Origin of the sequence: Rhodococcus sp. NPDC127527 (assembly GCF_042672245.1) — a bacterium.
GTDB lineage: Bacteria > Actinomycetota > Actinomycetes > Mycobacteriales > Mycobacteriaceae > Rhodococcus_G.
The window spans coordinates 83522-108913 of sequence record NZ_JBHXVP010000003.1 but is presented as its reverse complement, the minus strand read 5'-3'; the positions used below and the strand labels follow the sequence as shown (position 1 = coordinate 108913).

The 25392-nt window shown below is 69.9% G+C and carries 21 protein-coding genes; 6 read left to right on the top strand and 15 right to left on the bottom strand.

Going from position 1 to position 25392, the window contains the following annotated elements; all coding sequences use genetic code 11:
• Nucleotides 1-30: 30 nt before the first annotated feature.
• Nucleotides 31-4146 (bottom strand): WD40 repeat domain-containing protein, encoded by a 4116-nt coding sequence (locus tag ACFVH2_RS06280; RefSeq protein WP_378420375.1) that lies wholly within the window; start codon nt 4144-4146, stop codon nt 31-33.
• Nucleotides 4147-4534: 388 nt separating this feature from the next.
• Nucleotides 4535-5365, bottom strand: coding sequence for a 16S rRNA (cytidine(1402)-2'-O)-methyltransferase (rsmI, locus tag ACFVH2_RS06275; protein ID WP_378420376.1), 831 nt, complete (start codon nt 5363-5365; stop codon nt 4535-4537).
• 23 nt (nt 5366-5388) lie between these two features.
• Between rsmI and ACFVH2_RS06270 the strand changes: the two genes are divergently transcribed.
• Nucleotides 5389-6948: a dolichyl-phosphate-mannose--protein mannosyltransferase gene (locus tag ACFVH2_RS06270; protein WP_378420377.1), complete on the top strand. Its 1560-nt coding sequence runs from the start codon at nt 5389-5391 to the stop codon at nt 6946-6948.
• A 43-nt stretch (nt 6949-6991) separates the two neighbouring features.
• On the opposite strand, the gene ACFVH2_RS06265 is transcribed toward ACFVH2_RS06270, so the two are convergent.
• A complete protein-coding gene (locus ACFVH2_RS06265; RefSeq protein WP_378420378.1) occupies nt 6992-7411 on the bottom strand; it encodes a hypothetical protein in 420 nt (139 codons plus the stop codon).
• Between the two features lie 199 nt (nt 7412-7610).
• On the opposite strand from ACFVH2_RS06265, the gene ACFVH2_RS06260 reads away from it, so the two are divergent.
• Nucleotides 7611-8786, top strand: coding sequence for a helix-turn-helix transcriptional regulator (locus ACFVH2_RS06260; RefSeq protein ID WP_378420379.1), 1176 nt, complete (start codon nt 7611-7613; stop codon nt 8784-8786).
• Here ACFVH2_RS06260 and ACFVH2_RS06255 read toward each other — a convergent pair whose 3' ends face one another.
• From ACFVH2_RS06255 to ACFVH2_RS06235, 5 genes are all read right to left on the bottom strand, one after another.
• Nucleotides 8787-10397, bottom strand: coding sequence for a BCCT family transporter (locus ACFVH2_RS06255; protein WP_378420380.1), 1611 nt, complete (start codon nt 10395-10397; stop codon nt 8787-8789).
• A gap of 86 nt (nt 10398-10483) precedes the next feature.
• Nucleotides 10484-10909 carry a DoxX family protein gene (locus tag ACFVH2_RS06250; RefSeq protein ID WP_378420381.1) on the bottom strand — a complete coding sequence of 142 codons (426 nt, stop codon included), beginning with the start codon at nt 10907-10909 and terminating at the stop codon, nt 10484-10486.
• Between the two features lie 71 nt (nt 10910-10980).
• A complete protein-coding gene (locus ACFVH2_RS06245) occupies nt 10981-11370 on the bottom strand; it encodes a DUF2784 domain-containing protein (protein WP_378420382.1) in 390 nt (129 codons plus the stop codon).
• Between the two features lie 54 nt (nt 11371-11424).
• Nucleotides 11425-11784: a GntR family transcriptional regulator gene (locus ACFVH2_RS06240; protein ID WP_378420383.1), complete on the bottom strand. Its 360-nt coding sequence runs from the start codon at nt 11782-11784 to the stop codon at nt 11425-11427.
• A gap of 36 nt (nt 11785-11820) precedes the next feature.
• Complete coding sequence (locus ACFVH2_RS06235; RefSeq protein WP_378420384.1) at nt 11821-12249, bottom strand: nuclear transport factor 2 family protein; 429 nt, start codon at nt 12247-12249, stop codon at nt 11821-11823.
• Between the two features lie 57 nt (nt 12250-12306).
• On the opposite strand from ACFVH2_RS06235, the gene arsC reads away from it, so the two are divergent.
• Nucleotides 12307-12654 carry an arsenate reductase (glutaredoxin) gene (gene arsC, locus ACFVH2_RS06230; protein ID WP_378420385.1) on the top strand — a complete coding sequence of 116 codons (348 nt, stop codon included), beginning with the start codon at nt 12307-12309 and terminating at the stop codon, nt 12652-12654.
• A gap of 51 nt (nt 12655-12705) precedes the next feature.
• Here the strand turns inward: arsC and ACFVH2_RS06225 are convergent, their stop codons facing one another.
• The 3 genes from ACFVH2_RS06225 to ACFVH2_RS06215 are packed head-to-tail and all read right to left on the bottom strand — an operon-like array spanning nt 12706 to nt 15774.
• Entirely contained in the window at nt 12706-13923 is a 1218-nt protein-coding gene (locus ACFVH2_RS06225; protein ID WP_378420386.1) for an arginine deiminase, read from the bottom strand.
• A 52-nt stretch (nt 13924-13975) separates the two neighbouring features.
• Nucleotides 13976-14608: a response regulator gene (locus ACFVH2_RS06220; protein WP_378420387.1), complete on the bottom strand. Its 633-nt coding sequence runs from the start codon at nt 14606-14608 to the stop codon at nt 13976-13978.
• Nucleotides 14605-15774: a sensor histidine kinase gene (locus tag ACFVH2_RS06215; protein WP_378420537.1), complete on the bottom strand. Its 1170-nt coding sequence runs from the start codon at nt 15772-15774 to the stop codon at nt 14605-14607. Before ACFVH2_RS06215 ends, ACFVH2_RS06220 begins: the two co-directional genes overlap by 4 nt.
• Nucleotides 15775-15974: 200 nt before the next feature.
• On the opposite strand from ACFVH2_RS06215, the gene ACFVH2_RS06210 reads away from it, so the two are divergent.
• Both ACFVH2_RS06210 and ACFVH2_RS06205 read left to right on the top strand, forming a co-directional pair.
• A complete protein-coding gene (locus ACFVH2_RS06210; RefSeq protein WP_378420388.1) occupies nt 15975-17042 on the top strand; it encodes an ABC transporter permease in 1068 nt (355 codons plus the stop codon).
• Nucleotides 17043-17077: 35 nt separating this feature from the next.
• On the top strand, nt 17078-17761 hold the full coding sequence (locus tag ACFVH2_RS06205) for an ABC transporter ATP-binding protein (protein ID WP_378420389.1): 684 nt from the start codon (nt 17078-17080) through the stop codon (nt 17759-17761).
• 68 nt (nt 17762-17829) lie between these two features.
• On the opposite strand, the gene ACFVH2_RS06200 is transcribed toward ACFVH2_RS06205, so the two are convergent.
• From ACFVH2_RS06200 to ACFVH2_RS06190, 3 genes are all read right to left on the bottom strand, one after another.
• Nucleotides 17830-19275, bottom strand: coding sequence for an Ig-like domain-containing protein (locus ACFVH2_RS06200; protein WP_378420390.1), 1446 nt, complete (start codon nt 19273-19275; stop codon nt 17830-17832).
• Nucleotides 19276-19499: 224 nt separating this feature from the next.
• Nucleotides 19500-20333, bottom strand: a complete 834-nt coding sequence (locus tag ACFVH2_RS06195) for an SDR family oxidoreductase (RefSeq protein WP_378420391.1) — start codon at nt 20331-20333, stop codon at nt 19500-19502.
• A gap of 126 nt (nt 20334-20459) precedes the next feature.
• Nucleotides 20460-20615: a hypothetical protein gene (locus ACFVH2_RS06190; protein ID WP_378420392.1), complete on the bottom strand. Its 156-nt coding sequence runs from the start codon at nt 20613-20615 to the stop codon at nt 20460-20462.
• A gap of 161 nt (nt 20616-20776) precedes the next feature.
• Between ACFVH2_RS06190 and ACFVH2_RS06185 the strand changes: the two genes are divergently transcribed.
• Nucleotides 20777-24226, top strand: coding sequence for a protein kinase (locus ACFVH2_RS06185; RefSeq protein WP_378420393.1), 3450 nt, complete (start codon nt 20777-20779; stop codon nt 24224-24226).
• Nucleotides 24227-24306: 80 nt separating this feature from the next.
• On the opposite strand, the gene ACFVH2_RS06180 is transcribed toward ACFVH2_RS06185, so the two are convergent.
• A partial coding sequence (locus ACFVH2_RS06180; RefSeq protein WP_378420394.1) for an Ig-like domain-containing protein occupies nt 24307-25392 on the bottom strand: 1086 nt, incomplete at its 5' end.

The following is a 25392-nucleotide window of genomic DNA, read 5'->3' as shown; positions in this document are numbered from 1 at the left end:
ACCCTGAGCCGAACCGGCTGCCGCACGGCATCATTCGGACCTGCACTCCCCTCGCGTGGATCCCGACAGCTCGAAATCGGTCCACCGCCCCGCCGACAACTCCGCACTGGACGAGCAGATCCGGTCGACGATGGACCCCGCGTCCAGTCGCCACGCCCGCAGGACGCCGTCGCCGTCGCCGGCGAAGACGGTCTCCGACCCCGGCCGGAACGCCACCTGCCACCGCCCCTTGCCCGCCGTGGTGATGGGACCGCCGACCTCACGCATGTCGCCGGCATCGGAGACGTCCCACAGGCGCACCGTGCCGTCGTCGCTGCCGCTGACCACGTGCTGCCCGTCCGGGTCGAACGACACCGAGTACACCGTGCCGGTGTGCCCGCGCAACGCCGCGTCCCTGACCTCGAGCGAGCCGTCGGATCGCCTGTCCCAGACCAGAACCGACTGGTCGTCGTCCCCCGTCGCCATGGTCTTCCCGTCCGGGCTGAAGGCGATCGCGTTGATCCCGCTGCGACGTCCGTCGGTGGTGACCGTCACCGAACTCGGATGCGCGCGATCGCGCACGTCCCAGGCATGCACCCCGCCGTCCGCATCGGCGGCCACCAGGTTCAGCCCGTCCGGGCTGAACGCGACCGTCCGGACCAGATTGCTCGGCCCGCCCAGCGCCTCGCCCCACGGCACCGGCCGTTGCGGATCCGCCAGGTTCCACAGCCGCACACTCGTGTCGTCGTCGCCAACGGCAAGGGTCGAACCGTCGGGACTGAACGCCAGTTCCCAGGTGAACCGGGTGCGGGTCAGAATCGGTTCCCCCAACGCGAGCGGATGCTCACGGTCGCGCACGTCCCACAGCTGCACCTGCCCGCCGTTGGTGGGTGCGGTCGCCATCAGCTCACCGTTCGGCGACAGCGCCACCACGTGTGCACCGCCGAAGGGCCGCGGCATGGCGGTCGCGCTCGCGAGCGTGGCCCGGCCGCCGCCGACCAGCCGCCACAACCGGATCACCGAGTCGTAGCCACCGGTGGCCATGAGCGAGCCGTCCCGCGACATGGCGGGCAGCGTCAGCGCCGACTCGGAGACTGCCAGCGCGGTGCGGGGCAGAGTCCAGATCCGGACCATCGAGTCCTGGCCGCCGGTCACGATCGTCTCGCCGTCCGACACCAGGGCGAGGGCGGGGACGCCGCCGCCGTTCCCGGTCAACGCGGGCCGAAGCTCGCGAAGGCTGCCACGGGCGGGGTCCACCGACCACCGCTTCACGGTTCCGTCCCAGGACGCGCTGACGAGCGTCGCGCCGTCGGGCGCGAACGCGATGGTCCAGATCGCGACGGTGTGTGCCTGGACCGGCAGCCCGATCGGCCGCACCGCGGCCACGTCGTTCGCGTCGAACAGTCGCAGCACACCGTCGTCGCTGCTGGCGGCGAGCGTTCGGCCGTCCGGCGAGAACGCGACCGAGTGCACCACGTCCCCGAATCCGCCGAGCACCGAGGGAAGCGGGGTCGGTGGACCGTGCTGCGACATGCTCCACAAGCGCACGCTGCGGTCGTCGCTCGCCGTCGCCAGCACTGCGGAGTCGGGACGGAACGAGACCGTCCGCACGCCGCCGGCGTGCGCGCTGAGCACGGTCTGGGGAAATTCACCCGAGGCCGGGTTCGAGGTGTCGAACAACATCACCGTGCCGTCGTCGTTCGGCGCGGCCAGGGTCCGTCCGTCCGGACTGAACCGGATGTTGTGCACCGTACGGGATCCCGCGCGCGCTGCCACGAGCAGCGGCTTCGGCGCCGAACGATCCGTGACGTCCCAGATGAACACGGTGCCGTCGCCGCTGCCTGCGGCCAGGATGTTGCCGTCCGGGGTGAACGACACCGAGGCCATGTACTTCGCGGATCCACCGAGCGGGGCCCCGATCGGGCGCGGATCCGCGCGATCGGTCAGGTCCCACAGCCGTACCGTGCGGTCGTCGCTTGCCGAGGCCATCGTCTTGCCGTCACCGGTCACCGCGACCCCGTAGACCGGACCCTGATGCCCACTCAGCGCTCGACCGACCGGGGTCGACTCCGTCGCGATCAAGCCGGCGTAGGCGGCGTCGTTCCCCGGTCGCATCTGCCAGGCGGCCAGCGACAGCCGCGCGGCGGTCGTCGGGTCGGACTCCCGCAACGAGTCCGCGAGCGCCACCACCTGACGGAACTGCGCGGCGCTGCGTTCGGACTCGGCGCGACTCTTCGCGGTCCACGCCATCGACACCGCCACCAACGCGATGACGGTCGACACCACCAGCGCGGCCATCACCGCCCGCTGTACCCAGGTGTTGCGGCGCACGTGCTGGGTGGAGGCGGCAAGAAACTCCGTGGCGCCGGGGGTCAGGGACGACGAGACCGGGGCTGCGCCGAGGCCCTCGACCGCGACCCTGGACGCGTCGTGTTCGGCGACCGTGTCGAGGCGGGCACGCTGATACAGCAGGCTGCTGTCACGCTCCGAGTGTTCCCACCGTCCGGCGTCCTCCTCGATCTGCTGGCGCAGCGCCGAGTACGACCGGTCCTCCTGGATCCAGGTCTTCAGCCGCGGCCACGCCTCGATCACGGCATCGTGGATGAGCTCGACGCTCTCGGTGTCCGCGACGAGTACCCGAGCCGCGATGAACTGGTCGACCACCTGCTGCCCGCCGACGGTGTCGTCGCCGGCGAACGCCAGCAACTGCGGCAGGGTTCGACGAATCTTGACGTCGGTGCCCGTGTGCGTGACGTACACCAGGTGCACCATGATCGAGCGTGCCAGCACCCGGCCGTGCTCGTCGAGATCCTCCCAGGTCCGTTCCGCCGTTGCCGCCACGGATCCGCGCACGCCGCCCGTGGAGCGGTAACTCGCGACCGTCAGTGCGCCGCCGCGGCGCCGCTCCCACATCGTGTCCAGCAGGTGCGAGAGCAACGGCAGCACGGTACCGCTGCCCTCGGAGGAGGTCAGCACACCCAGGTCGTGGAGGATCAGGTCGACCAGCCCCGCCTCGAGCTTGAGGCCGATCAGCTGTGCGGGCTGGGTGATCACCTCGACCATCTCGGCCCGCGTCAACGGCGCGATCGCCTTGCTTCGGCGTTCGAGCGCCTCGGCCAGAACCGGATACGACAGTGCCTGTCCGTAGAAGTCGGACCGCATGGTCGCGATGACCGACGGGGCCGCGTCCGGGGTCTCACCGGCGCCGAGCGTGGCGGCGGCATAGTCGAGGACCGTCAGGAATCGCTCACGCTCGGCCTGGTCACCGCACTGGGTGAACAACTCTTCGATCTGGTCGACGACGATGACCAGCGACGGCGCACCCAACCGCCGCGCCGCCGCGCGCACCGCACGCCGCACGCCCTCACGGCGGGGCCGACCGACCACCTCCACCAGTTCCGGCAGCGCCTCGCTCATCGCGGCGAGCGGATTCGGGCCCGGCGTGAACACCACGCTCGCGCAGGCCGCCACCTCCGAGTCGGGGTCCCTACGTGCCAGGTCCGGCACGAGTCCCGCCTGAACGAGGGACGACTTGCCGACGCCGGAGGCTCCGGTGACGATGACCAACCCATGGCCCTGCGCCGCGATGACGGCGTCGGCAAGACCCCGCAGGCTCGCGGCCCGCCCGAAGAAGAGGCGGGCGTCCTCGACCCGGTACGGCTCGAGACCCCGGTACGGTCGCATCCCGGACACCGGCGGCGCCGCGGCGACCGGCTTGGCGGATTCGGCCCGCCCGCGGACGGCGCCGCCCTCGCGGGCTTCCCGCCACCACACGTGCCAGCGCTTGACGGAATACAGGCCGGGGGCGGGCGGCTGGGCGCCGTGCAGTTCCTGGGCGGCGCGGATGAGGACGACGAGGACCGGGCGCACCGAGTCGAAACTCGCGGGTACCCGCTTGCCCGATCGCCAGTCGCTGAGCCGTTGCACCGAGACCTGCTTGTCCCCGCCGAGGGCCCTCCCGAGCGCCGAGGCGTCCGACACGACGGTCTTGAGCGCCGGCCCTCCGGCGGTCGCGAACAGCAGCCGCAACTGATCCGCGAACAGCAGTCGGGCCTCGGCGACGGCGTCGCCTCGGAGCACCCCGTCACCGTCCGTCGAGTCCGCGGGCGGGCCCTGCGGGTCCGGTTCCGAACCCGGCTCGCGATCCCCCGATCGGCCATCCGTCACGTCGATCACTCCTCGTTCACCCCGGCGGAATTCCGCTGCGGAAAAGTTCCTCACCGGTGTTGAACTGGGACGATACCCGACAAACGCTGCACACCGATTGGTCGGGTTCGGACCCGGCGAGCAGAGTTGGCCTCGGCGCCCGGCGACCGGCGCCACGACGCAGCGCCGGCGGGAACTAGGAGTTCGAGGGGTAGTTCCCGCCGGGCAGCGACGTCATCTGACCGCACCGATCCCGAACCCGTGGAGCAACCGTGAGCAGACTCGCCGTCAAGATCGCATCGATGGTCCCGCCGACCCTTGCCGCTGCACTGGTCGTCGCCGCCTCAGTCGCACTCATCTTGGTGATGGCGGCGCCGCCGAACTGAGGGCCGCGCCCCGACCCGACCCACTAGTCCTTGCGGGCCTCGAGCACTGCCTCGTAGACCTCACGCTTGGACACCCCGGCGGTGGCCACCATCGCGCACGCGTCCTTCAGGCGTGCGCCCTCTGCCACCAGACGCTCCACCTCACCGACGAGGTCTTCGGGCTCGGCGGCGACTGGACGGGCGCCCTCGAGTACGACGGTGATCTCGCCCCGGACCCCGTCCGCGGCCCACTCCGCGAGTTCCGCGAGGGTCCCGCGGCGCACCTCCTCGTACGTCTTGGTCAACTCCCGGCACACCGCCGCCCGCCGCTCGCCGCCGAGCACGGCGACCGCGTCCGCCAGGCAGTCCGCCAGCCGATGCGGCGCCTCGAAGAACACGCACGCCCTCGGTTCGGCCCGCAGCGCCTCCAGCCACGACCGTCGCTGACCCTGCTTGCGGGGCGGAAACCCGTCGAAGCAGAACCGCTCGACCGGCAGTCCCGACAGCGCAAGCGCCGTGGTGACCGCCGACGGACCGGGCAGGCAGGTCACCGGCAGGTCCTTCGCGACACAGGCAGCGACGAGTCGGTAACCGGGATCGCTCACCGAGGGCATTCCGGCGTCGGTGACCAACAGCACCGTCCGTCCCTCCTCGACGTCGGCGACCAGTGCCGGCAACCGGGTGGTCTCCACCTGGTCATAGAAGCTGACGACCTTTCCCGTGATGGTGACGCCGAGCGCGGAGGCGAGGTGCTTGGTCCGCCGGGTGTCCTCTGCCGCGACGACGTCCGCGGTCGCGAGCGCCTCCCGCAGCCGGTCCGAGGCGTCGCGGACCTCCCCCATCGGTGTCGCGGCAAGGACCAGGCAACCATTCATGTTCGACAGCCTACGATCGACGGGTGACCCAGTTGACGGACGAGCGTGCGACGCCCCCCGTCGACCGTCGAACCCTCCTCAGCCCCGGCCCGATCGCCCCGCCCGCGGACCACGGACCGACCGACCGCTTCCGCGGCTGGGTGGTGACCGCGTTCGTCACCGCGATCGCCGCGATCACCCGTTTCGCGATGCTCGGCTACCCGACCGACGCCGGTACCCCGGTGTTCGACGAGAAGCATTACGCGCCGCAGGGCTGGCAGGTGCTCACCGACGGCTGGCTCGAGGACAACCCGGGCTACGGGCTCGTCGTGCACCCGCCGGTCGGCAAGCAGATGATCGCGGTGGGCGAGGCGATCTTCGGCTACAACGGCTGGGGATGGCGGTTCACCGCGGCGGTCGCGGGCACCCTGCTGGTGCTGCTGGTGCTGCGGATCGTGCGGCGAATGACCCGCTCGACCCTGGTCGGCGCGATCGCGGGAGTGTTGCTCATCGCGGACGGCATGACCTTCGTGTCGTCACGGATCGGGATGCTCGACATCTTCATGGCGCTGTTCGTGGTCGCCGCGTTCGGCTGTCTTATCGTCGACCGCGATCAGGTGCGGGCGCGGATGGCCCGGGTGTACGCCGAGGGCCGGATCCTCGACACCGCCTACGGTCCGCGCCTCGGCGTGCGCTGGTGGCGGTTCGGCGCGGGCCTGATGCTCGGACTGGCGTGCGGCACCAAGTGGTCGGGGCTGTACTTCATCGCCTTCTTCGGCCTGATGAGCGTGGCCTTCGACGTCGCGGCCCGGCGCCGATACGGGGTGACCCGGCCCTGGGTCGGGGCGGGGCTGCGCGACGTCGGACCCGCGTTGTACGCACTGGTGCTGGTCCCGGTCGGCGTGTACCTGGCGACCTACTGGGCCTGGTTCGCCTCGGAGACCGGGGTCGACCGACATGCGGTCGGCACGAAGGTCGGGTTCGGCGGGTCCTTCTCCTTCGTCCCCGAGGCACTGCGCTCGCTCTGGTACTACAGCGGCAACGTGCTCGACTTCCACGCCGGCCTGACCAACTCGGCGGGCAACCACCACCCGTGGGAGTCGAAGCCGTGGACGTGGCCGATGGGCCTGCGGCCGATGCTCTACTACTTCGCAGAGGGCGACCAGGTCACCGGATGCGGCGCGTCGAGCTGCGTCAAGGCCGTCATGCTGATCGGCACGCCCGCCATGTGGTGGCTGGCGCTGCCGATGCTGGCCTGGGCGCTCTGGCGGACGCTGGTCGGCAGGGACTGGCGGTACGCCGCCGTGCTGGTCGGCTACGGCGCCGGCTTCCTCCCGTGGTTCGCGACCATGGACCGTCAGATGTACTACTTCTACGCGGTCGCGATGGCGCCGTTCATGGTGATGGGGCTGGCCCTGGTCTGCGGGGAGGTGCTCGGCCGGGCCACGGACGCTGCCGAGAGACGCGGCACGGGACTGCTCGCGGTCTGCCTGTACGTCGGGCTGGTGATCGCAAACTTCGTCTGGCTCTGGCCGATCCTCACCGCGATGCCGATCACCCCGGACGCCTGGCAGCAGCAGCTCTGGCTGCCCAGCTGGCGGTGACCGTCACCCCTCGAAGCGGACACCGCGCTGGGTCGACCCCCGCCTAGGATCCGAGCCCCTCCAGCATGTCGCGGAACTGGTCCATCGGGCCGGGCGGGACGGACACCGTCTCGTTCTTGACAGGAGCGGCCGGCGCCATGCCGTCGGTACACAGGAGTTCCACGTTGTGCTTGCCACTGCTCAGTGGCGGCGCCGGCGGCCCGGTGACCGCGGTCCCGGACATCCCCGCCGCGATGACAGGTGAGAATGGCCCGAGAGGGACACCACCTTCCTGAATCTGACAGGTCTGGGGGGAGGTGTTGCCAGCCGTGATGTTGGCCGTGATGCTGGTTGCGTTGGACGTGAAGTACACCCGCTTGGGTGCCTCGACGGCCCCAGCAGGTCCCACCTGGACGAGCACCAGGGTTGCCGCGGCCACACAGGCGGCCGACACGGACATCGTGCGTCGCGTGATGGTTCTCATCGCAGTCTCCTTGGAATGTCGGGTCGAAGGGCGTTCCGCCGGTGACCCGGTCGAGTAGCTGAGTTCGGCTCCGAGAATCGGCAGCCACACACGAGCACATCACCTTCGGGCGCGCGTTTCCTCGTGCAAACAGATGAGATCGGCGACAATCGGATGGGAACTCCGCACGCACATACCCGAGAAGCCGCAGGGGTGGTCGATGACCACTGTCGACGAATTCTCCCGACTTGTGTCCGCGATCTATGCGTCGGCGGTCGACCCCGAGCGATGGGACGCGACGCTCATCGAACTCGTCCGAGCCTTCGACGCGGGCGGCTCCGGGCTGATGACCTCGGTTCCGACCAGCCGGGATTCCGACGTGATGGTGCGACAGGTCGGCGGCGAACCGTCCTCGCAACTGGCCTACAACGACTACTACGGCAGGCTCGACTATGTGGCGGCAGCCCTGGAACAGGCTCCGGTCGGCCGAGTACACACCGGAACCGAGCTGATCCTCCCCAACACGAACACGGAGTTCTACAACGACTGGTGCCGTCCGAACGAGTTCGGTGACGGCCTGTTCGTCCGGCTGACCGGAAGCACCACCGGCGCGTGGCTGGGGCTGGCCGCACCTCTGGGCTCGGAGCCGTTCGGAACGCCCGATCGACTCACGCTGATCGGGCGACTGGTGCCCCACCTGGGGCAGGCGATTCGCACCCAGGAGAAGCTCGCGGGCTCCGCGCAGGGCGAACGCGATCTCGCCTCGGCGATCGAGCGGAATCCGCACGGGATCGTGATCGTCGGACCGGATGGTCGGGTGCTGCGGACGAACTCGGAAGCGGAGCGGATCCTCACCTCCGGCGACGGGCTTCGCCTGCGCCCCGGTGGATCCATCGCGGCATCGCTCGCCGCTGCGGATCGGGAGCTCCACCGCCTGATGCACCGCGCGCTGACCGGACGAGAAGGCAGTGTCCGCGGCGGCGGCCGCCTGTCCTGTCCCCGTCCGTCAGGGCGATGCGACTACAGCCTCCACGTCGTTCCGCTCAGCGCAGACGCTGCCGGCCTGAGCCCGTCGAGAGCCACCGCCCTCGTCGTGATCGCGGACCCCGACCGCGAGCTCAAACCGGAAACAGCCACCTTGCGGCGCATGTACTCGCTCACCGAAGCCGAAGCGGAGGTCGCACTCCGGGTCGCGCGCGGGGACGGGCTGAAGCCGGTCGCCGAGGAGTTCGCCGTCTCGATCACCACCGTCAGAACGCACCTGCAGCACGTCTTCGACAAGACCGGAACACATCGCCAAGCCGAACTCGTACGGCTTCTCCTGTCCGTCGGCCCGCCCATCCGCGAGACCGCCCGGTACCGAGCCACACCCGTCGCCGCGAGGCCGACCGACTGATCACCCTCGATCAGGGCGCAGGCGCTGCAGCGCCGAACGGCGTGGGCGGTCCGGATGAAGGATCATCGGGTCGTGACACAGGTCCCGGTACAGCGAGACGCACAGTCCGATCATGACCAGGACGAACGGTGCCGCCGCGATGATCGTCATCGTCTGCAGGCCGTTCAGGGCGTCCTCGCCGCCGGTCCACAGCAGCAGAACCGCGACGCCACCGGTGAGCATGCCCCAGAACACCACCACCGCACGGGTCGGGCGCATGGTGCCGCGCTGGGACAGTGTGCCCATCACCAGTGACGCCGCGTCCGCCCCGGACACGAAGAAGATCGCCACCAGGATCATCACCAGGACCGTCGAGATCCCGGCGAGCGGCAGGTGGTCGAGCATCCCGAACAGTTGGGACTCGGAACTGCCGCGGCCCGCGAGGTCGACGCCGTCGCGCTGCTGCCCGATGGCGGCGCCGCCGAACACGGAGAACCACAGCAGGCTCACCAGGCTCGGCACGAGGATCACCCCGACGACGAACTCACGGATGGTCCGGCCCCGACTGATCCGGGCCAGGAACATCCCGACGAACGGAGTCCACGAGATCCACCACGCCCAGTAGAAGATCGTCCACGACGACAACCACTCCGCGGTGTCCGGATTGCTCGACGCCGCGGTGCGGGCCGACATCTCGGCGATCTGGCCGGCGTACGCACCCAGAGTCGTCGGGATCATGTTGAGGATCAGCACCGTCGGGCCGAGGACGAACACGAACACCGCCAGCACGAGCGCGAGAACCATGTTCGTGTTCGAGAGCCACTGGATGCCCTTCGAGACCCCGGAGACGGCGGACGCGACGAAGGCCAGCGTGAGGACGGCGACGATGGTGACCAGCAGCAGGGTGCCTGCCTCCTCGAGCCAGCCGGTGACCTCGAATCCCGACCCGATCTGCAGGGCACCGAGACCGAGCGAGGCCGCGGTGCCGAACATGGTCGCGAAGATCGCGAGAATGTCGATGACCCGGCCGATCGGGCCCTCGGCGCGGCGACCGAGCAGTGCGATGAACGCGGAACTGAACAACTGTTTGCGGCCGCGCCGGTAGGTGCCGTAGGCGAGCGCCAGCCCGACCACCGCGTACGTCGACCACGGATGCAGGCTCCAGTGGAACATGGTGGTTGCCATCGCGGTGCCGACGCCACCGTCCGTCCCGGGCGGCGGCGTGACGAAGTGTGCGAGCGGTTCGGCGACACCGAAGAACATCAGACCGATGCCCATGCCCGCACTGAACATCATCGCGATCCAGCTGACCGTGCTGAATTCCGGCTTCTCGCCGTCCTTTCCGAGCGGGATGCGACCGAACTTGCTCACCGCCAGCCACAGTGCGAAGAGCACGAATCCGCTGGCGGCCAGGATGAACAGCCACCCCATGTTGGTCACCAGCCAGTCCAGGACCGACCCGGTCACCGAGTCGAAGCCGTCGGGTGCGGCGATACCCCAGATCAGGATGGCCGCAACGATGGCGGTGGTGACGCCGAACACGACGTAGTCGGTGCGCGGACCGCCGACGGGAGGTGGAACGTCGTCGGGTTGGCCTGAATCCTGCTCGGTTCGATCAGTATTGGCCAGCATGCACGCCTACGTTGCTTGCCTTCGTGCCCAAATGCAACCGCAGGCGGGTGCGCGCGTCGCACCCGCCTGCAGGCCGAGCCCCGCCGCTACGCCGAGACCTTGACCCCGAAGCGACCGCCGACGAGGGCGTCGAGACTGAGCCGGCCCGCGCCGGTCGCGGCCAGCAACAGCGAGCCGACACCGAGCGCGACCACCAGTTCGTAGCCGGCGGGCATGAACAGGCCCTGGTCGTAGTGAACGATGAAGAAGGCCCCGAGCATGTCGAGGAACAGCAGAATGCCCGCGATCGGGGTGAGCAGTCCGGCGATCAGGAGGACGCCACCACCCAGCTCGATGGCGGCGGCGAGGATCGCCGACACGTCGGGTACCGGCGCACCCATCTGATCGAAGGACGCCTGGACGCCGTCGATCCCGTAGGTGAAGAACTTCTGCCAGCCGTGGGCCACGAAGATCACGCCGAGGCCGACGCGGGCGACGAGGATGGCGAGGTCGCGGAATGCGCTGGATTTCATGTACTGGTCCTTTGCGATGTGCGGCGCAGTGTCTGGGAACGTGTCCACCCTGACACAGGTAAGTTGAAGCGTCAACTAAGTGGGGTCGGAACAGTGGCCCTCCCGCGCAGCACGAACCCCACCCAGGACCCGAGCACGAGCACCGCGACCAGCAGCCGGACCAGGTTCACCGCATCGACGGGGTACAGCACACCCGTGATGTAGTGCGCGATGAAACCGCTCGACGGCAGCGGCGGCCGGCCCGCCATTCCGCGTGCCCAGTTCTCCAGATTCGTCAGCGGGCAGTCGTACCCGACGAGTACCGAACCGAACCCCCACACCACCGCGAACACGTGCGCCGCGATCGTCCGGCGCCAACGCCACGCGAGGAAACCGCCGACCACCACGTAGCCGATGAAGGCGAAGTGGACGGTGACGGCGAGGATCTCGACCGCCCCGAAGGTCCACGCGGGGTAGACCATCACCACCTCCAGTGCCGGCCCCGAGTCTCAGGGTAGTCCGGCACGCCGCCCCGGTCAGGCTCCGCGGAGGGCGGCGTCCACCAGCCGTCGGGCAACCTCGTCGGCCAGCCCGAGCCCGCGCACCACCGCGACGTACTCGGTCGCCGCCCGCTCGGCCGCGGCCATCGACGCGTCACCCATCGCCGCGACGAACGACCCGAGCCTGCCGCGGGTCTCGATCGCGCCGAGCGTCTCGAGCTCGCGATACGACTTGGCAACCGTGTTGGCGGCCAGGCCGAGCTCCTCCGCGAGCGCCCGGACCGTCGGCAGCTTGGTGCCCGCGATCAGCGTGCCACTGCGCACCTGCTCGAGCACCTGGCGCTTGAGCTGCTCGAAGGGGGCAGTCGGCGAATCGGGGTCGATGACGATGCGCATTCCGCGAGGCTAGCCCGGCGGGACCGCACCGGCATGTCAGTCGGCGAAAGCCTCCGCGAGGTTCTCGAACCAGGCCGACTCCTCGACGAGTCGGCGACTGCGCCAGCCGCCCGCTGTGCGGACCAGCTCGTGGTTGTACCAGCCGCCGCAGAAGAACTGCTTGCCCGGCTTGACCACCATCGGGTTGAAGAACATCGCCCGCACCGCGGCCTCGTCCCCCGCCAGGGTCACGTCCAGGTTGGACACGAAATGCTGTGTCCGCGTGAACAGGTCGAGCATCGGGGTCAGCGCGGACACCACCTCCTCGACCGTGCCCTGCGGACCGCCCGTGGCCGAGTAGTCGATCCGCGCGTCGGGTGTGAACACCGTTCGGTACAGCGCCCAGTCCTTTGTGTCGACGGCGTGGGCGTACCGCGTCAGCAGGTCCGTGATCTCGATGCGGTCGCCGATCGTCTGCAGGTCCATGGGGACATACAAACGCACTTGCGCGCGGTTCCCACCCGGAACGGCAGAATGGGCGCCATGGCAACGAAAGCGACGATCTACCACAACCAACGCTGCAGCACCTCCCGCACGGTCCTCGCCCTGATCGAGGAGGCCGGCATCACCCCGACCGTGGTCAAGTATCTCGAGACGCCGCCGTCGCGTGATGGTCTGCGCAAGCTGCTCGACGACGCGGGGCTCAAGCCGAGCCAGGCGATCCGCACGAAGGAGTCCGTCTACAAGGAGCTCGGCCTGTCGCAGGCCAGCGAGGACGAACTGCTCGACGCCATGGTGGAGAACCCGATCCTGATCGAGCGGCCCATCGTGGTCACCGACCAGGGCACGGTGCTGGCCCGACCCGCCGACTCGGTCCGCAACATCCTCTAGGCGGCTGCGCCGCCCGTGAGCACTTCCGGTCCGCACAGGGGCCGGAAGGACTCACAGCGGGTCGCGCTGCACCGGGCAGGACATGCAGCGCGGGCCGCCTCGTCCCGAGCCCAGCTCGGAGCCCGCGATCCGCAGCACCTCGATACCCGAGGACTCCAGCCGCGCATTGGTCTCGACGTTGCGTTCGTAGGCCACCACCACGCCCGGCGCCAGCGCCAGGGTGTTGTTTCCGTCGTCCCACTGCTCGCGTTCGGCGGTGACGTGGTCGAGCCCGGTGTCGATGACCCGGAGCTTGCCGATGCCCATCGCGTCGGCGGCCGCCTCGACGAACGGGTCCGCGCCCCGGATGCTCACTCCCGAGTCCTCCCGATGCAGCGTGAACGCGGTCAGCGTGTGTGCGACGGCCGGATACATCACCACCGCGTCGACGTCGACCATCGTGCACACGGTGTCCAGGTGCATCGAGGCACGCTGCTGCTCGATGGGCACCACCAGCACGGTGTGGGCGAGGTCGTCCTCGAAGACGCTGCGCGCCAACGCCTCCGCCCCCGCGGGGGTGGTGCGCTCCCCCACACCGACGGCGATCACCCCCGGCGCGAGCAGCAGCACGTCGCCGCCCTCGACCGGTGCGGTGTGCGACTCGTAGGCCCGTCGCACACCGAGGAAACGCGGGTGGTGCGCGTAGATGAGGTCGGTCAGCGACGCCTCCCGCGCCCGCGCGGGCAGGGCCAGCGAGGTGATCGCCACCCGGTCGCCGATCCAGAACGACGAATCGCGGGTGAAGAGGAGGTTCGGCAGCGGTTCGATGACGAAGTCGCCGCCGTGGTGCATGCGCCGCACCAACGAGGCGCCGCTCGGTCCGATCGGCAACTCGTCGAAGGTCATTCCCGCCGTGAGCACCGTGGCGAGGGTGACGGGGTCCACCGTCCGCAGGTACGCCGACAGCTCCTGGGCGAGGGTGTGGCCGAGGCGCCGAGGGTCGACCGCGGCGGCGATGCCCTGGATCCGCGCCGCCCCGCTGACCGTCAGCGCCTCGGTGAGCACGTCGGACAGGAGCAGGGTTTCCACCCCACGCGAGCGCAGCAACTCGGCGAACGCATCGTGCTCGTCCTGGGCACGATCCACCCAGGGCAGGCCGTCGAAGAGCAGTTGGTCGTTGTTGCGCGGGGTCAGCCGCTTGAGCTCGTCACCGGGGCGGTGCAACAGCACGGTGCGCAGGGTTCCCACCTCGGAGTCGACCCCCGGACCGGAAGAACGTTCGCTCGCCATGACTCGACGGTAGTGCGCCCGTGCACGCGTCGCGAGCGATCCGTGCGGCGGGTCAGGCGATCAGACCGCGTTCCCGGGCCGCCGCCACCGCGGCGGTCCGACTGTCCACAGCGAGTTTCGAGAACACGTGCACCAGGTGCGATTTCACGGTGGCCTCGGTGACGAACAACTCCTTGGCGATGGCCCGGTTCGACAGACCCCGTGCGACCAGCGCAACGATCTCGGTCTCACGCGCACTCAACTCCACCCGCGGCGACCGGATTCTTCGGTAGAGCCGTTGCGCGACATCGGGATTGAGCACAGTCTCCCCGCGCGCCGCGGCGCGGACCGCATCCATCAGCACCGTCGGGTCACTGTCCTTGAGTAGGTACCCCGCGGCTCCCGCCTCCACCGCACGCAGGATGTCCGCATCGGTGTCGTAGGTGGTGAGCACCACCACCCGCGGCGGGTCCGGTCGCGCGGTGATGGCGGCCGTCGCCTGGGCTCCGTCCATCCCTTCCCCGAGGCGCAGGTCCATCAGCACCACGTCGGGCCGCTCGCTGTCGACGAGCTCGAGCGCCGCTTCCCCGGAGGAGGCCTCCGCGACCACGTCGAGGCCGTCGTGGGAGGACAGCAGCGCCCGCATGCCCGCCCGCACCACCGGGTGGTCGTCGACGAGCAGGATGCGGAGCCGGTCGCCGGTCATCGCTGCTCCGCATCCACGGGAAGCGTTGCGGCCAGAGCCGTTCCGTCACCCGGCGCCGACTCCACGACCAGCGACCCGCCGAACGAGTCGAGCCGGTCCCGCATGGCACGCAGACCGAACGAGGTGGGCGCGAACTCGCCGTCCGGGTCGAATCCGACGCCGTCGTCGACCACGTCGAGCCGGATCTCGTCGGGGCCGTAGCTCAGCGTCAGCCGAACCTGCCGGGCCCCGGAGTGCAGCCGTACGTTCGCCAGGGCGCTCTGCGCCACCCGTAGCAGCGCCACGTCGTAGTCCATCGGCAGCGCGCCGATCTCCCCGTCGACGACCAGCTCGCCGACGATGCCGGCGTGCTCACGCAACTGCACGAGCAGTCGGCGCAGCGCGGATGCCAGGGACGCGTCCTCGAGCGCCGACGGGGTCAGGGCCCCGACCACCCGGCGCGCCTCGGCCAGATTGTCCTGCGCGGTCTCCGCGATCTGGCCGAGGACCGCCGCCGGCTCGTCGCTGCGTTGCCCTGCCCGGGCCAGCAGGACGATGGAGGAGAACCCCTGTGCCAGGGTGTCGTGGATGTCGCGGGCCAGCCTGGCCCGCTCGTCGACCGCGCCCGCCTCGCGCTGCAGCGACGCGAGTTCGTCCTGCGCACTGAGTAATTCGTTGTGCGAGCTGGTCAGTTCGTCGAACAGTCGACGGCGCTGCTGGGCGTCACGCAGCAGTTGCTGGTAGACCACCGCCATGCCCGCCGCGGCCGCGGCACCGAAGATCGGGCCCAGGATGGAGGCGAGCGTGTTGTCGGTGCCGTGCCAGAGCACGCCCCCGACCGCGACCGCCGTGATCGCGACCGTGGCGGCCAGGGCGCTGCGCGTCGAGAGCAGATGGAAGCACAGGAAGAACAACGGGAACGCCAACCACACGAAGTTGACGCTCAGCGCCGCCAGGCCCAGCCAACCGAGCACGAGGACACCGAGCCAGACCCGGCCGTACCAGTCGCCGCCGCCTGCGGCGGACTTGCGGGCGAACCACATGCCGAGCAGGTACCAGACCAGGACCACGGTCGCGAGAATCAGTGCGGCGACCCTGTGGTCGTCGTCCACGGCGCTGCGCGCCGCGCCGACCGCCAGCAGGAGAACGAACAGCGCGTGCGCGCCGAGTTGCATGATGCGCAACACCGGCGCCGGACCGTCGTCGTGGCCGCCCGCGAGTGCCGCGCCGTCGCCGTGGCCGGGGTCCGAGTACTGCATTGCATCCACGCTAACACCCGCCCGAGGCTCTGACCGGCCACGACTGGCGATCTCCAACTTTCGATTGACCGCGGCACCCATCCGTTGCGCGATGCCGTGACCGGGCCTCGGCGGCCAGGCTGGTAGCCATGTTCCTCAGTATTCGTGACCTCCGATTCGCCAAGGGCCGCTTCGCGCTCATGAGCGTGGTGCTGTTCCTGATCTCGCTCATGGTGGTGATGCTCTCCGGCCTGACGGCCGGACTGGGCAACCAGTCGATCGCGGCGGTGAAGAATCTCGGCGCGAATTCCTTCGCCTTCGGCGCTCCCGCCGAGGGACAGAAGGTGTCGTTCAGCGATTCCCAGGTCACGCAGGAACAGCAGCGCGAACTCGCGGCGACGCCCGGCGTCGACGCTGCCTCCATCATCGGCATCGCCCCCGCCCGCGTGACCGCCGACGGACACGACATCAGCGCGAGCGCCTTCGGCGTCGACGGCTCGTCGTTCGCCGCCCCCGTCCCGCTCGCACCCGGCGAGATCGCCGTCAATCGGGAACTCGCCCAGGACAACAACTGGGCCGTCGGCACGGCCGTCGAGCTCGGCGGCCGACCGTTCACCGTCTCGGCGCTGGTCGACGACTCGTTCTACAGCCACCAGTCGGTGGTGTGGCTCGATCGCGCAGACTGGCTGGCGCTGCCGACCGCGGGCGGCAGCGAGGGCACCGTGATCGCGATGCGGACCTCGGCCGGCTTCGACGCGACCGCGGCCGGCGCCGCGACCGGAACCGCCGTGACCGACGAGAACGGGGCGATCAACGCGATCGGGTCGTACACCTCCGAGCGCGGCTCGCTGCTGTTGATGCAGGGCATGCTCCTGGTGGTCAGCGCGCTGGTCGTGGGCGCCTTCTTCACGATCTGGACGATCCAGCGGGGACAGGACCTGGCCGTGCTCAAGGCGGTCGGGGCGTCCACCGGCTATCTGCTGCGCGACGCGCTCGGACAGGGACTGGTGGTGCTGGTACTCGGCGCGGGCCTCGGCACGCTGGCCGCGGTCGGACTGGGCACGGTGGCAGCGACGGCGGTCCCCTTCACCCTCACCGCGACCGGCACCTTCCTGCCCTTCTTCGCCCTGATCGCGCTCGGCATGCTCGGCGCGACCGCCGCACTGACCCGGATCGTCTCGGCCGACCCACTGACCGCGCTGGGTTCGGCGCGCTGACCCGCGACCCGTCGCCACTACTCGAGGAGAACGCCATGAGCATCGTCCTGAAGAACACCGTCCTGACCTACCCCGACGGCGACACCCGTCTGCGTGCCCTCGACGACGTCGACTTCGCCGTCGGCCGCAGCGAACTGGTCGCAGTGACCGGGCCGTCGGGCTCCGGCAAGTCCAGCCTGCTGGCCGTGGCGGGGCTGCTGATCACGCCCGACTCCGGAACCGTCACCGTCGACGGCGTCGACGTGACCGGGCTGAGCAGGTCGGAGCGCACCACCGTGCGACGCACGCAACTCGGGTTCGTCTTCCAGCAGGCCAATCTGATCGCCTCGCTCACCGCGACCGAGCAGTTGCTGATGATCACCCACCTCAGCGGCGGAAAGGTCCGCGGCCAGCGGGACCGTGCCCGGGAACTGCTGTCCTCGCTTGGCCTCGAACAGCAGCTCGACAAGCGTCCGCACCAGCTCTCCGGCGGTCAACGGCAGCGGGTGGCGATCGCCCGGAGCCTGATGAACGACCCGTCGGTGCTGCTGGTGGACGAGCCGACCTCCGCGCTCGACGAGAACCGCAGCCGCGAGATCGTCGGTCTGCTGGCCGACCTCAGCCGGGAGCGCGACGTGGCGATCGTGATGGTCACCCACGACCTCGGCCAGCTCGACCTGGTCGACGACGTGTACGAGATGCACAGCGGCAGGTTGACGCGGGCCGCCGTGCCGGCCTGACCGCACGAACGCCACCGGCCCGGACGCGCGCTGCGTCCGGGCCGGTGGCGTTCACGGGTTGGCGACGATCAGCTGCCGTTGCCCCCGAGCAGTGCCCCGATCATGTCGGCGCTGCCGCCGCCGCTGGTGGGCGGCAGGGTGTCCGCGACGGTCAGCGTTCCGGTGCCCTCGGAGGGGAGGAAGCCGGGCGCGCCGGTGTAGACGGCGCGGATGTCCGCGACGCCGTCGACGGTGAAGATGTTGGTCATGTTGGCCTTGCCGTTGACGAGCGCCACCGGGTTACCGATCGGCTCGGTGCCGCTGTAGAAGCGGACGGTGCCGCCGGTGGCGTTCGGGGCCACCTGCGCGACGAGGAAGGCCGCGTTCCCCTTCTGCACGACGGTCGGCAGGATCAGCGTCGTCGTGGTCGCCACGTCGGTCGCATTGGGATCGGAGATCGTGAGGGTCACCGCGGGCGAGGTGGACCCGGTGAACCCGGGCACGCCGGAGTACACGGCCGTGATCGACTTGGCGCCGGGCAGGGTGAACGGAACGGTCACGGTGGCGGTGCCGTCTGCACCGACCGGCGCGGTGCCGAGCACCGTGGCGCCCGACTTGAACGTCACGTCGCCGCCGGTCGGGAACGGGGACACCTGCGCCTTGAGGGCGACGTCGACACCGGTCAGCGCGGTGGGCGGCAGGATCAGCGTCGTCGAGGTGGTCATGTCACCCGGCTCGACGGTCACGTTCTGCACCGGCGAGGTCGATGCGGCCGCGAAGGGCGTCGCCAGGAACTGCGCGGTGAGGGCCTGCGGCCCGGCATCCGAGATCGCCGGCTTCCAGGTGTAGGTCGCGAAACCGTTGTCCGCGTCCAGCGCCCCGGACCCGAGTTCGGTGGTGCCCGCGAAGAACTTGACCAGGTCGCCCTTGCGTCCACCGAGCACGTTGGCCGTCATCTTCACCGGCACGCCCGCCTTGCCGACGGTGACGGGGTTGAGCTGGGTGGTGGTCACGTTCTTCGCCACCGTGACCAGCGGGCCCTTGGTGTCGAAGGTGCCGGAGGTGGCGCCGCCGCCGTACTTGAATCCGGTGGTCTGGACGACCTCGCGGGTGCAGTTGGCACCCACGACGTACTGGAACTCGGTGGTCGGCGAGCCGTTGGCCACGGCCGCGTCGATCGGCCAGCTACCTGCCACGCGCACCACGCCCGCACCGGTGCTCTGCAGCGGCACCGTCAACCCGGCCACCTTCGCCGTGCCGGTCTTGTAGGTGAAACAGGTCGGGGTGTAGCTCTCGAACCAGTTGAGCGTGTCGGGAGTGGCGGTGCCTGCGAATTGCGTTGTCACCGTGACCGTCTCACCCTCGTTGGGGTTCACGTTGCTCACCGTGCGGGTGATGGAGTTCGCCCCGTCCTGCACCGTGATCGTCTCCGGCGCCGCGCTTGCAGCGCCCGCCCCCATCGTCACCGCGAATCCGGCGGCGACCGCTAACGCACCCGTCGCCGCGACCGCGCGACGCACAGACATCCCCGACATGCCGTTTCCTCCAGAGCCGAGGGCGCCCACCAGCGTGGGGGCACCCAGTGTTGTCGCCGGCTACAACCGACTCCCCCGTCCCGGGGGCCATCGGCATGGGCCGAATCGAAGGGCAGTAGACCACGTCGGCGGACCCGGCGAGGGCACTTTCGGCCAACAAGATGGACGCTTGTCCGCTCCGATCGGCAGAAAACAGACCAATTGGTCACGCACGGTGGATCGGCTCAGAGAAACTTGCTGAACTGGTCGTTGGCCTTCTGCATCACGAACTCGTACGGCGGCGCGAACTTGCGCGCCCACCAGTAGCCGAAGCGGATGTCGTTGGAGGTGTAGACGAGGTAGCGGTCGCGCTTGATGCCGCGCACGATGCAGTCAGCCACCTTCTCCGGGGTGACCGCGCGCTTCTCGAAGCGGTGCACCAGCTTCTGCACCCGCGGGTCGTCACGGTCCACGCCCGCGATCTGCACCGTGCCCACGAGTGGGGTCTTCACGCCACCCGGCACCACCAGGGAAACCCCGATACCGTGCCGCTTGAGATCGAAACGCAGCACCTCGGAGACGCCGCGCAGACCGAACTTGCTGGCGCTGTACGCCGCGTGCCACGGCAGGGCGAGCAGGCCCGCCGCCGAGGACACGTTGACGAGGTGACCGCCGCGACCGGCCCGCACCATCGGCGGCACGAAGTTCTCGATCACGTGGATCGGCCCCATCAGGTTGACGTCGACCATCGACTTCCAGTGCCGGTGCTCGAGATTCTCGACGGTCCCCCAGGCGGAGATGCCGGCGACGTTCATCACCACGTCGAGCGCGCCGTGGGCGGCGTCGACGTCGCGTGCCCACGCGGTGACCGCGTCGTAGTCGGACACGTCCAGCGCCCTCGACTCGGTCACCGTCCCGCCGGCACGGCCGACCAGTTCGACGGTCTCCGCCAAACCGGCCGCGTTGATGTCGGTCAGGAACAGTTCGGCGCCCTCGGCCGCGACGGCCAGGGCCGTGGCCCTGCCGATACCACTGCCGGCGCCGGTGATCAGGCACTTCTTCCCGCGCAGATCCTTCACCGCTGTCTCCCCCTGCCATGTGGTCGAGTCAGGCGGAGTCTACGCGGCGACCGCGGCACGACGCGCGGATCGTCGCGGCCGCGCACCGGCGGCCGTCACCGACCGGATGCGCGGTGCCGCACCGGCTTACAGGCGAGTCGACATCTCGTCCTGGTAGTCGCGGATCGTCTTCTCGATGGCGTCGGCTGCTGCCGTGTCGTCGTGGCGCCGGGCATCGTCCGCACGGTCTCGCAACGTCCGAATCGCGGTGCGCAACTCGTTGTCGGTCATCCTGTGGTCCATGTCTCCCAGTCTCCCCCGCACGATCGCGCCCGGCTAGCCGTTCGGCCCGATCGAGACCACACCGTTGGCCCCGTTTCCACGCCCGGCGACCTCTGCCCGTGGCGGGTTAGGCTGGAGGCGTCGGCGGTCACAGGTGACCAACCGAGATCGAGGCTCCCACCATGGGCGAGATCGACCCATTTGCGACGCAGCGGGACGGTGCCGGGATCGCTGCCGAACTGGCAGCCGCGGGTTTCGAGGAACCCGAGCAGATCGGTCGGGGCGGCTTCGGAGTGGTGTACCGCTGCCTGCAGCGTGCACTCGACCGAGCGGTCGCGGTGAAGCTGCTCACCACCGACCTGGACGAGGAGAATCTCGACCGGTTCCTGCGCGAGCAGCGCGCCATGGGTCGGCTCTCCGGACACCCGCACATCGTGAACATCCTGCAATCCGGCGTCACCTCGGCCGGCCAGCCCTACATCGTCATGCCGTACCACCGGCACAACTCCCTCGAGGCACGAGTGCGCGCCGAGGGTCCGCTGGACTGGGAGGAGGCGGTGAGCGTCGGGGTGAAGGTCGCGGGAGCGCTCGAGACCGCACACCGGGTCGGCACCCTGCACCGGGACGTCAAGCCTGCGAACATCCTGTTGACCGAGTTCGGCGAGCCACAGCTCACCGACTTCGGAATTGCCCGTGTCACAGGAGGATTCGAAACCACCGCGGGAACCTTCGCCGGGTCGCCTGCCTTCACGGCCCCGGAGGTGCTCCGGGGCCTACCGGCGACCCCTGCCTCCGACGTCTACGGCCTCGGTTCGACACTCTTCTGTCTGATCACCGGGCACGCGGCGTACGAGCGGCGCAGCGGCGAACAGGTCGTGGCCCAGTTCCTGCGGATCACCACCGAACCGGTGCCCGATCTGCGCCCCGGCGGCACGCCCGCGGACGTCTGCGCCGTCGTCGAGGCGGCCATGTCGGAGGAGCCGGCGGCCCGCCCTGCCTCGGCAGCGGCGCTCGGCGAGGCACTGCGCGAGGTCCAGCGCAGGCACGGACTCCGGGTCGACGAGATGGCGATCCCCGACGGGCTCGAAGCCGACCCGGACCGGTCCGACTCGACCGCAGCCTTCCCGGCCCCGTCGGCGACGACCGGGCGACGCGATCGTCGGGTTCCCGTCGTACGCACCCCCGGCGGCACGACCACCCCGCCGGTCCCCGAGACCCGGTTCCGGCCGCCGACACCGACACGAAGTCTGGTCGAGCGAAGCCGGCTGATCGCGGCCATGCACACCGATGAACGCCGCCGGCTCACGGTCGTGCACGCGCCCGCCGGATACGGCAAGAGCACCCTCGCCGCGCAGTGGCGGGACGTGCTCGTCGCCGACGGTGTGGCCGTCGCCTGGCTCACCGTCGACGACGACGACAACAACGTGGTGTGGTTTCTCGCCCACCTCGTGGAGGCGATCCGGCGGGTGCAGCCGGCGCTGGCGGGCCAGCTGCAACTCACGCTCGAGGAGCATGCCGACGAGGCGGAACGGTACGTTCTGACCTCGCTGGTCAACGAGATTCACGACCGCGGGGTACGCACCGCCGTCATCGTCGACGACTGGCACCGCGTGACCGATCCCGCATCGATCGAGGCGCTGAACTTCCTGCTCGAGAACGGCTGCCATCACCTGCAAATCCTCGTCACCACCCGAAGTATCGGTGGACTTCCGATGAGCCGCATGAGGGTTCGCCAGGAACTGGTCGAAATCGATTCCACCGCACTTCGCTTCGCCACCGAGGAGTCGCAGCGGATGCTGGTCGAACTGGGTGGCCTGCGAATGACGCGAGCCGACGTCGCCGAGCTCAACGAGTCGACCGACGGGTGGGCGGCCGCCCTCCAGCTCGCCGCACTGTCGCTGCGCGAGAGCGAGGATCCGTCCACACTGATCGACAGCATCTCCGGCGGACACCAGGCGATCGCCGAGTACCTCGCCGAGAACGTCCTCGACACCATGGATTCCACCACGCTCGAGTTCATGCTCGCCACATCGGTGACGGCCAGGACGTGCGGCGACCTCGCCTCCGAGCTCTCCGGGATCCCGCGAGGCCTGGCGATGCTCGAGGACGTCGAGCGCCGCGACCTGTTCCTACGCCGAATCGACGACGGTCACGATCGCGACTGGTTCCGCTACCACCAGCTGTTCGCGAAGTACCTGCGCAGGCGCCTGGAACGCGATCACCCGGAGCGGGTGCCCGAACTGCACCGCACGGCCGCGCAGTGGCTGGCCGCACACGACAATCTCAGCGAGGCAGTCGATCACGCGCTCGAGTCGGGCGATCCACCCCTCGCCGTGGACCTCGTCGAGGTGCACAGCGGCGCCCTCGTCGAGCGATCGCAGCTCGCCACCCTGCTCGGCCTGGCCGGAAAGCTGCCTCCCACGCTCGCGGCGACCCGGCCGCGGCTACAACTGTCGGTGGCCTGGTCCAACGCGCTGTTGCAGCGCCTCGCCCCGACCCGAACCGCACTCGAACTCGTGGACGCCACCCTCGACCGAAGCGGGCTGAGTCCGGTCGAGATCGGTGACCTGCGCGCCGAGGCATCGGTCGTCGAGGGGGTCCTCGCCGTCTCGACCGGCCGGCTCGACGGGGTTCGCGAGCTCACCTCCGCCTGCCTGGACCGCGCCGAGTCGCTGCGTCCCTGGGTGGTGTCGGCGGCCGCGAACATCACCTCCCTGTGGGCCCTGCAGCGCTACGAATTCGCCGAGGTACGCAGCCTCCAACGCTGGGCCGCTCGATATCACGAGCAGTCGAGCAGTCCGTACAACGCGATGTACGGATACTGTTTCGCGGGCATCGCGGCCAACGAGGAACTCGACGTGGACGCCGCGGAGCACAACTTCCGGACCGCCCTCACCCACGCGGCTCGACTCGGCGGCGGGCACTCGCACATCTCGCGACTGGCCGGATCGCTGCTCGGCAACCTGCTGTACGAACGCGGCGACGTCGTCGCTGCCGAACAGCTCCTCGACGAGAGCATCGGCCTACCCAGCGAGACTGCGGCTTTCGACTTTCGGTTCACCTCGCTCGGCGCGGGACCCCGAATCCGCGCCCTGCGAGGGACCCTCGCCTCCACCGCCAGCGAACTGTGGGGCCTGGCGAACGGTCCGCTGGTGGACCACACCCGCGACGCCTCGTCCGCGGACCGTCCCACGGTCGGGGCGCCGGAGGTCTCGGGTCTGGCCGAGTTCACCGCGGAACTCGAGGAGATCGCGGGCATTCGCGCACTGATCGCCGAGAACGTCCCCGGCGCCGCGGAGACCGCGACCAGCCGGGCGCGGGAGATCGCGGCGCGCCTCGGCGGAGGTGATCGAGCACGGTCGGGGCTGGAGGCGCGACGACTTCTCGTCGCCTGCCTCGCCGCGGCGGGACATCTGGACGAGGCGAAGGACACCCTGGCACCGGTGGCGGCGACCTGCGCGGAACTCGGGCTGGTCCGGTTCCTGCTGGACGAGGGGCCGCACCTCGTCACCGTCGTTGCCGCGCTGGCGGCTGATCGGCGCAGCGACCGCTGGCCGTCGGACCGGCCGGCGGTCCCCCTCGAATTCCTCGAGGAGGTTCTCGTCGCCGCGGAGCCCGACGCGCGCGGTTGATCCTCGGGAGACAACCGATCCCCGCCGCCTGACGAGGCGACGGGGATCGGTGAACTACCTGTGCAGCGGCCGGACTGTCCCTAGGAGCCGAACACCGAGCCGAGGCTGCCGCCACCGCCGGTGGCACCTGCGACCACGAGGACCGAGACCTGATCGGCCGAGGCGTTCACCCCGGCGCCGCCCGAGTACTCGGCGGTGATGACGCGCTGGCCGTCGTTCGCGGGCGTCCACGCGGCGGTCGCCTTGCCGGTCGCGTCGACATCGGCGGTGGCGATCACGGTGTCGCCGTCCTTGAAGGTGACGGTGCCACCCGCGTTACCGGGAGTGACCTGGGCCGAAACCGAGCCCGCGACACCGACCTTCGCGTTCGCGCCGACGGTCACCACGGTGGTGGAAGCAACGTTGCCCGCGGGCTGCTCGGCAACGGACACCGAGGCGTTGGCGGTCGAGCCGGTGACGCCGGTGCGGCCCGAGAAGGTCGCGGTGATGGCGTGGTTGCCCGCGGTGGCGGGAACCCAGGTGTAGCTGGCCTCGCCGTTGGCCGCCACGGGCACCTCGGCCAGCGTCGCGGCGCCGTCCTTGAAGGTGACGGTGCCGCCGGCTGCCGCCGGGGTCACCGTTGCCTTGAGCACGCTGGAGCGGCCGACCTGCGCGCCGGAAACCGCGGCCAGGGCGGTGGTCGACGCGGCGTCCGACTGCGCGACCTGCACGGTCTGGTCGGCGGACTGCGAGGCGTTCGCCTTGGAGGTGTTCAGGTACTTCGCGACCAGGGTGTGGGCACCACGCGTGGACGGCGTCCAGGCGTAGGTCGCGACACCGTTGTTCAACGCACCCGTACCCACCTTGGCCGCACCGTCGTAGAACTCGACCGTGTCACCGTTCGCACCACCGGTCACCGTCGCCGACAGCGTGCTGGCCTGGCCGACCTGCGCACCCGAAACCGCCGCCAGGACCGTCGTCGACACGTTCTTGCGGACCGTGATCGCCGGACCCTTGGTCGCGTAGTTGCCCGAACCCAACGAGCCCGCGTACGTCATCCCCGTCTGCAACGCGACACCACGATCGCAACCCGCGCCGACCTTGTACGAGAACTCGAACGTGTGCGACTTCGGCTCGATGTTCGGGTACACCGTCCAACTGCCCGCCACCCGCGCGAAGTCCGGACC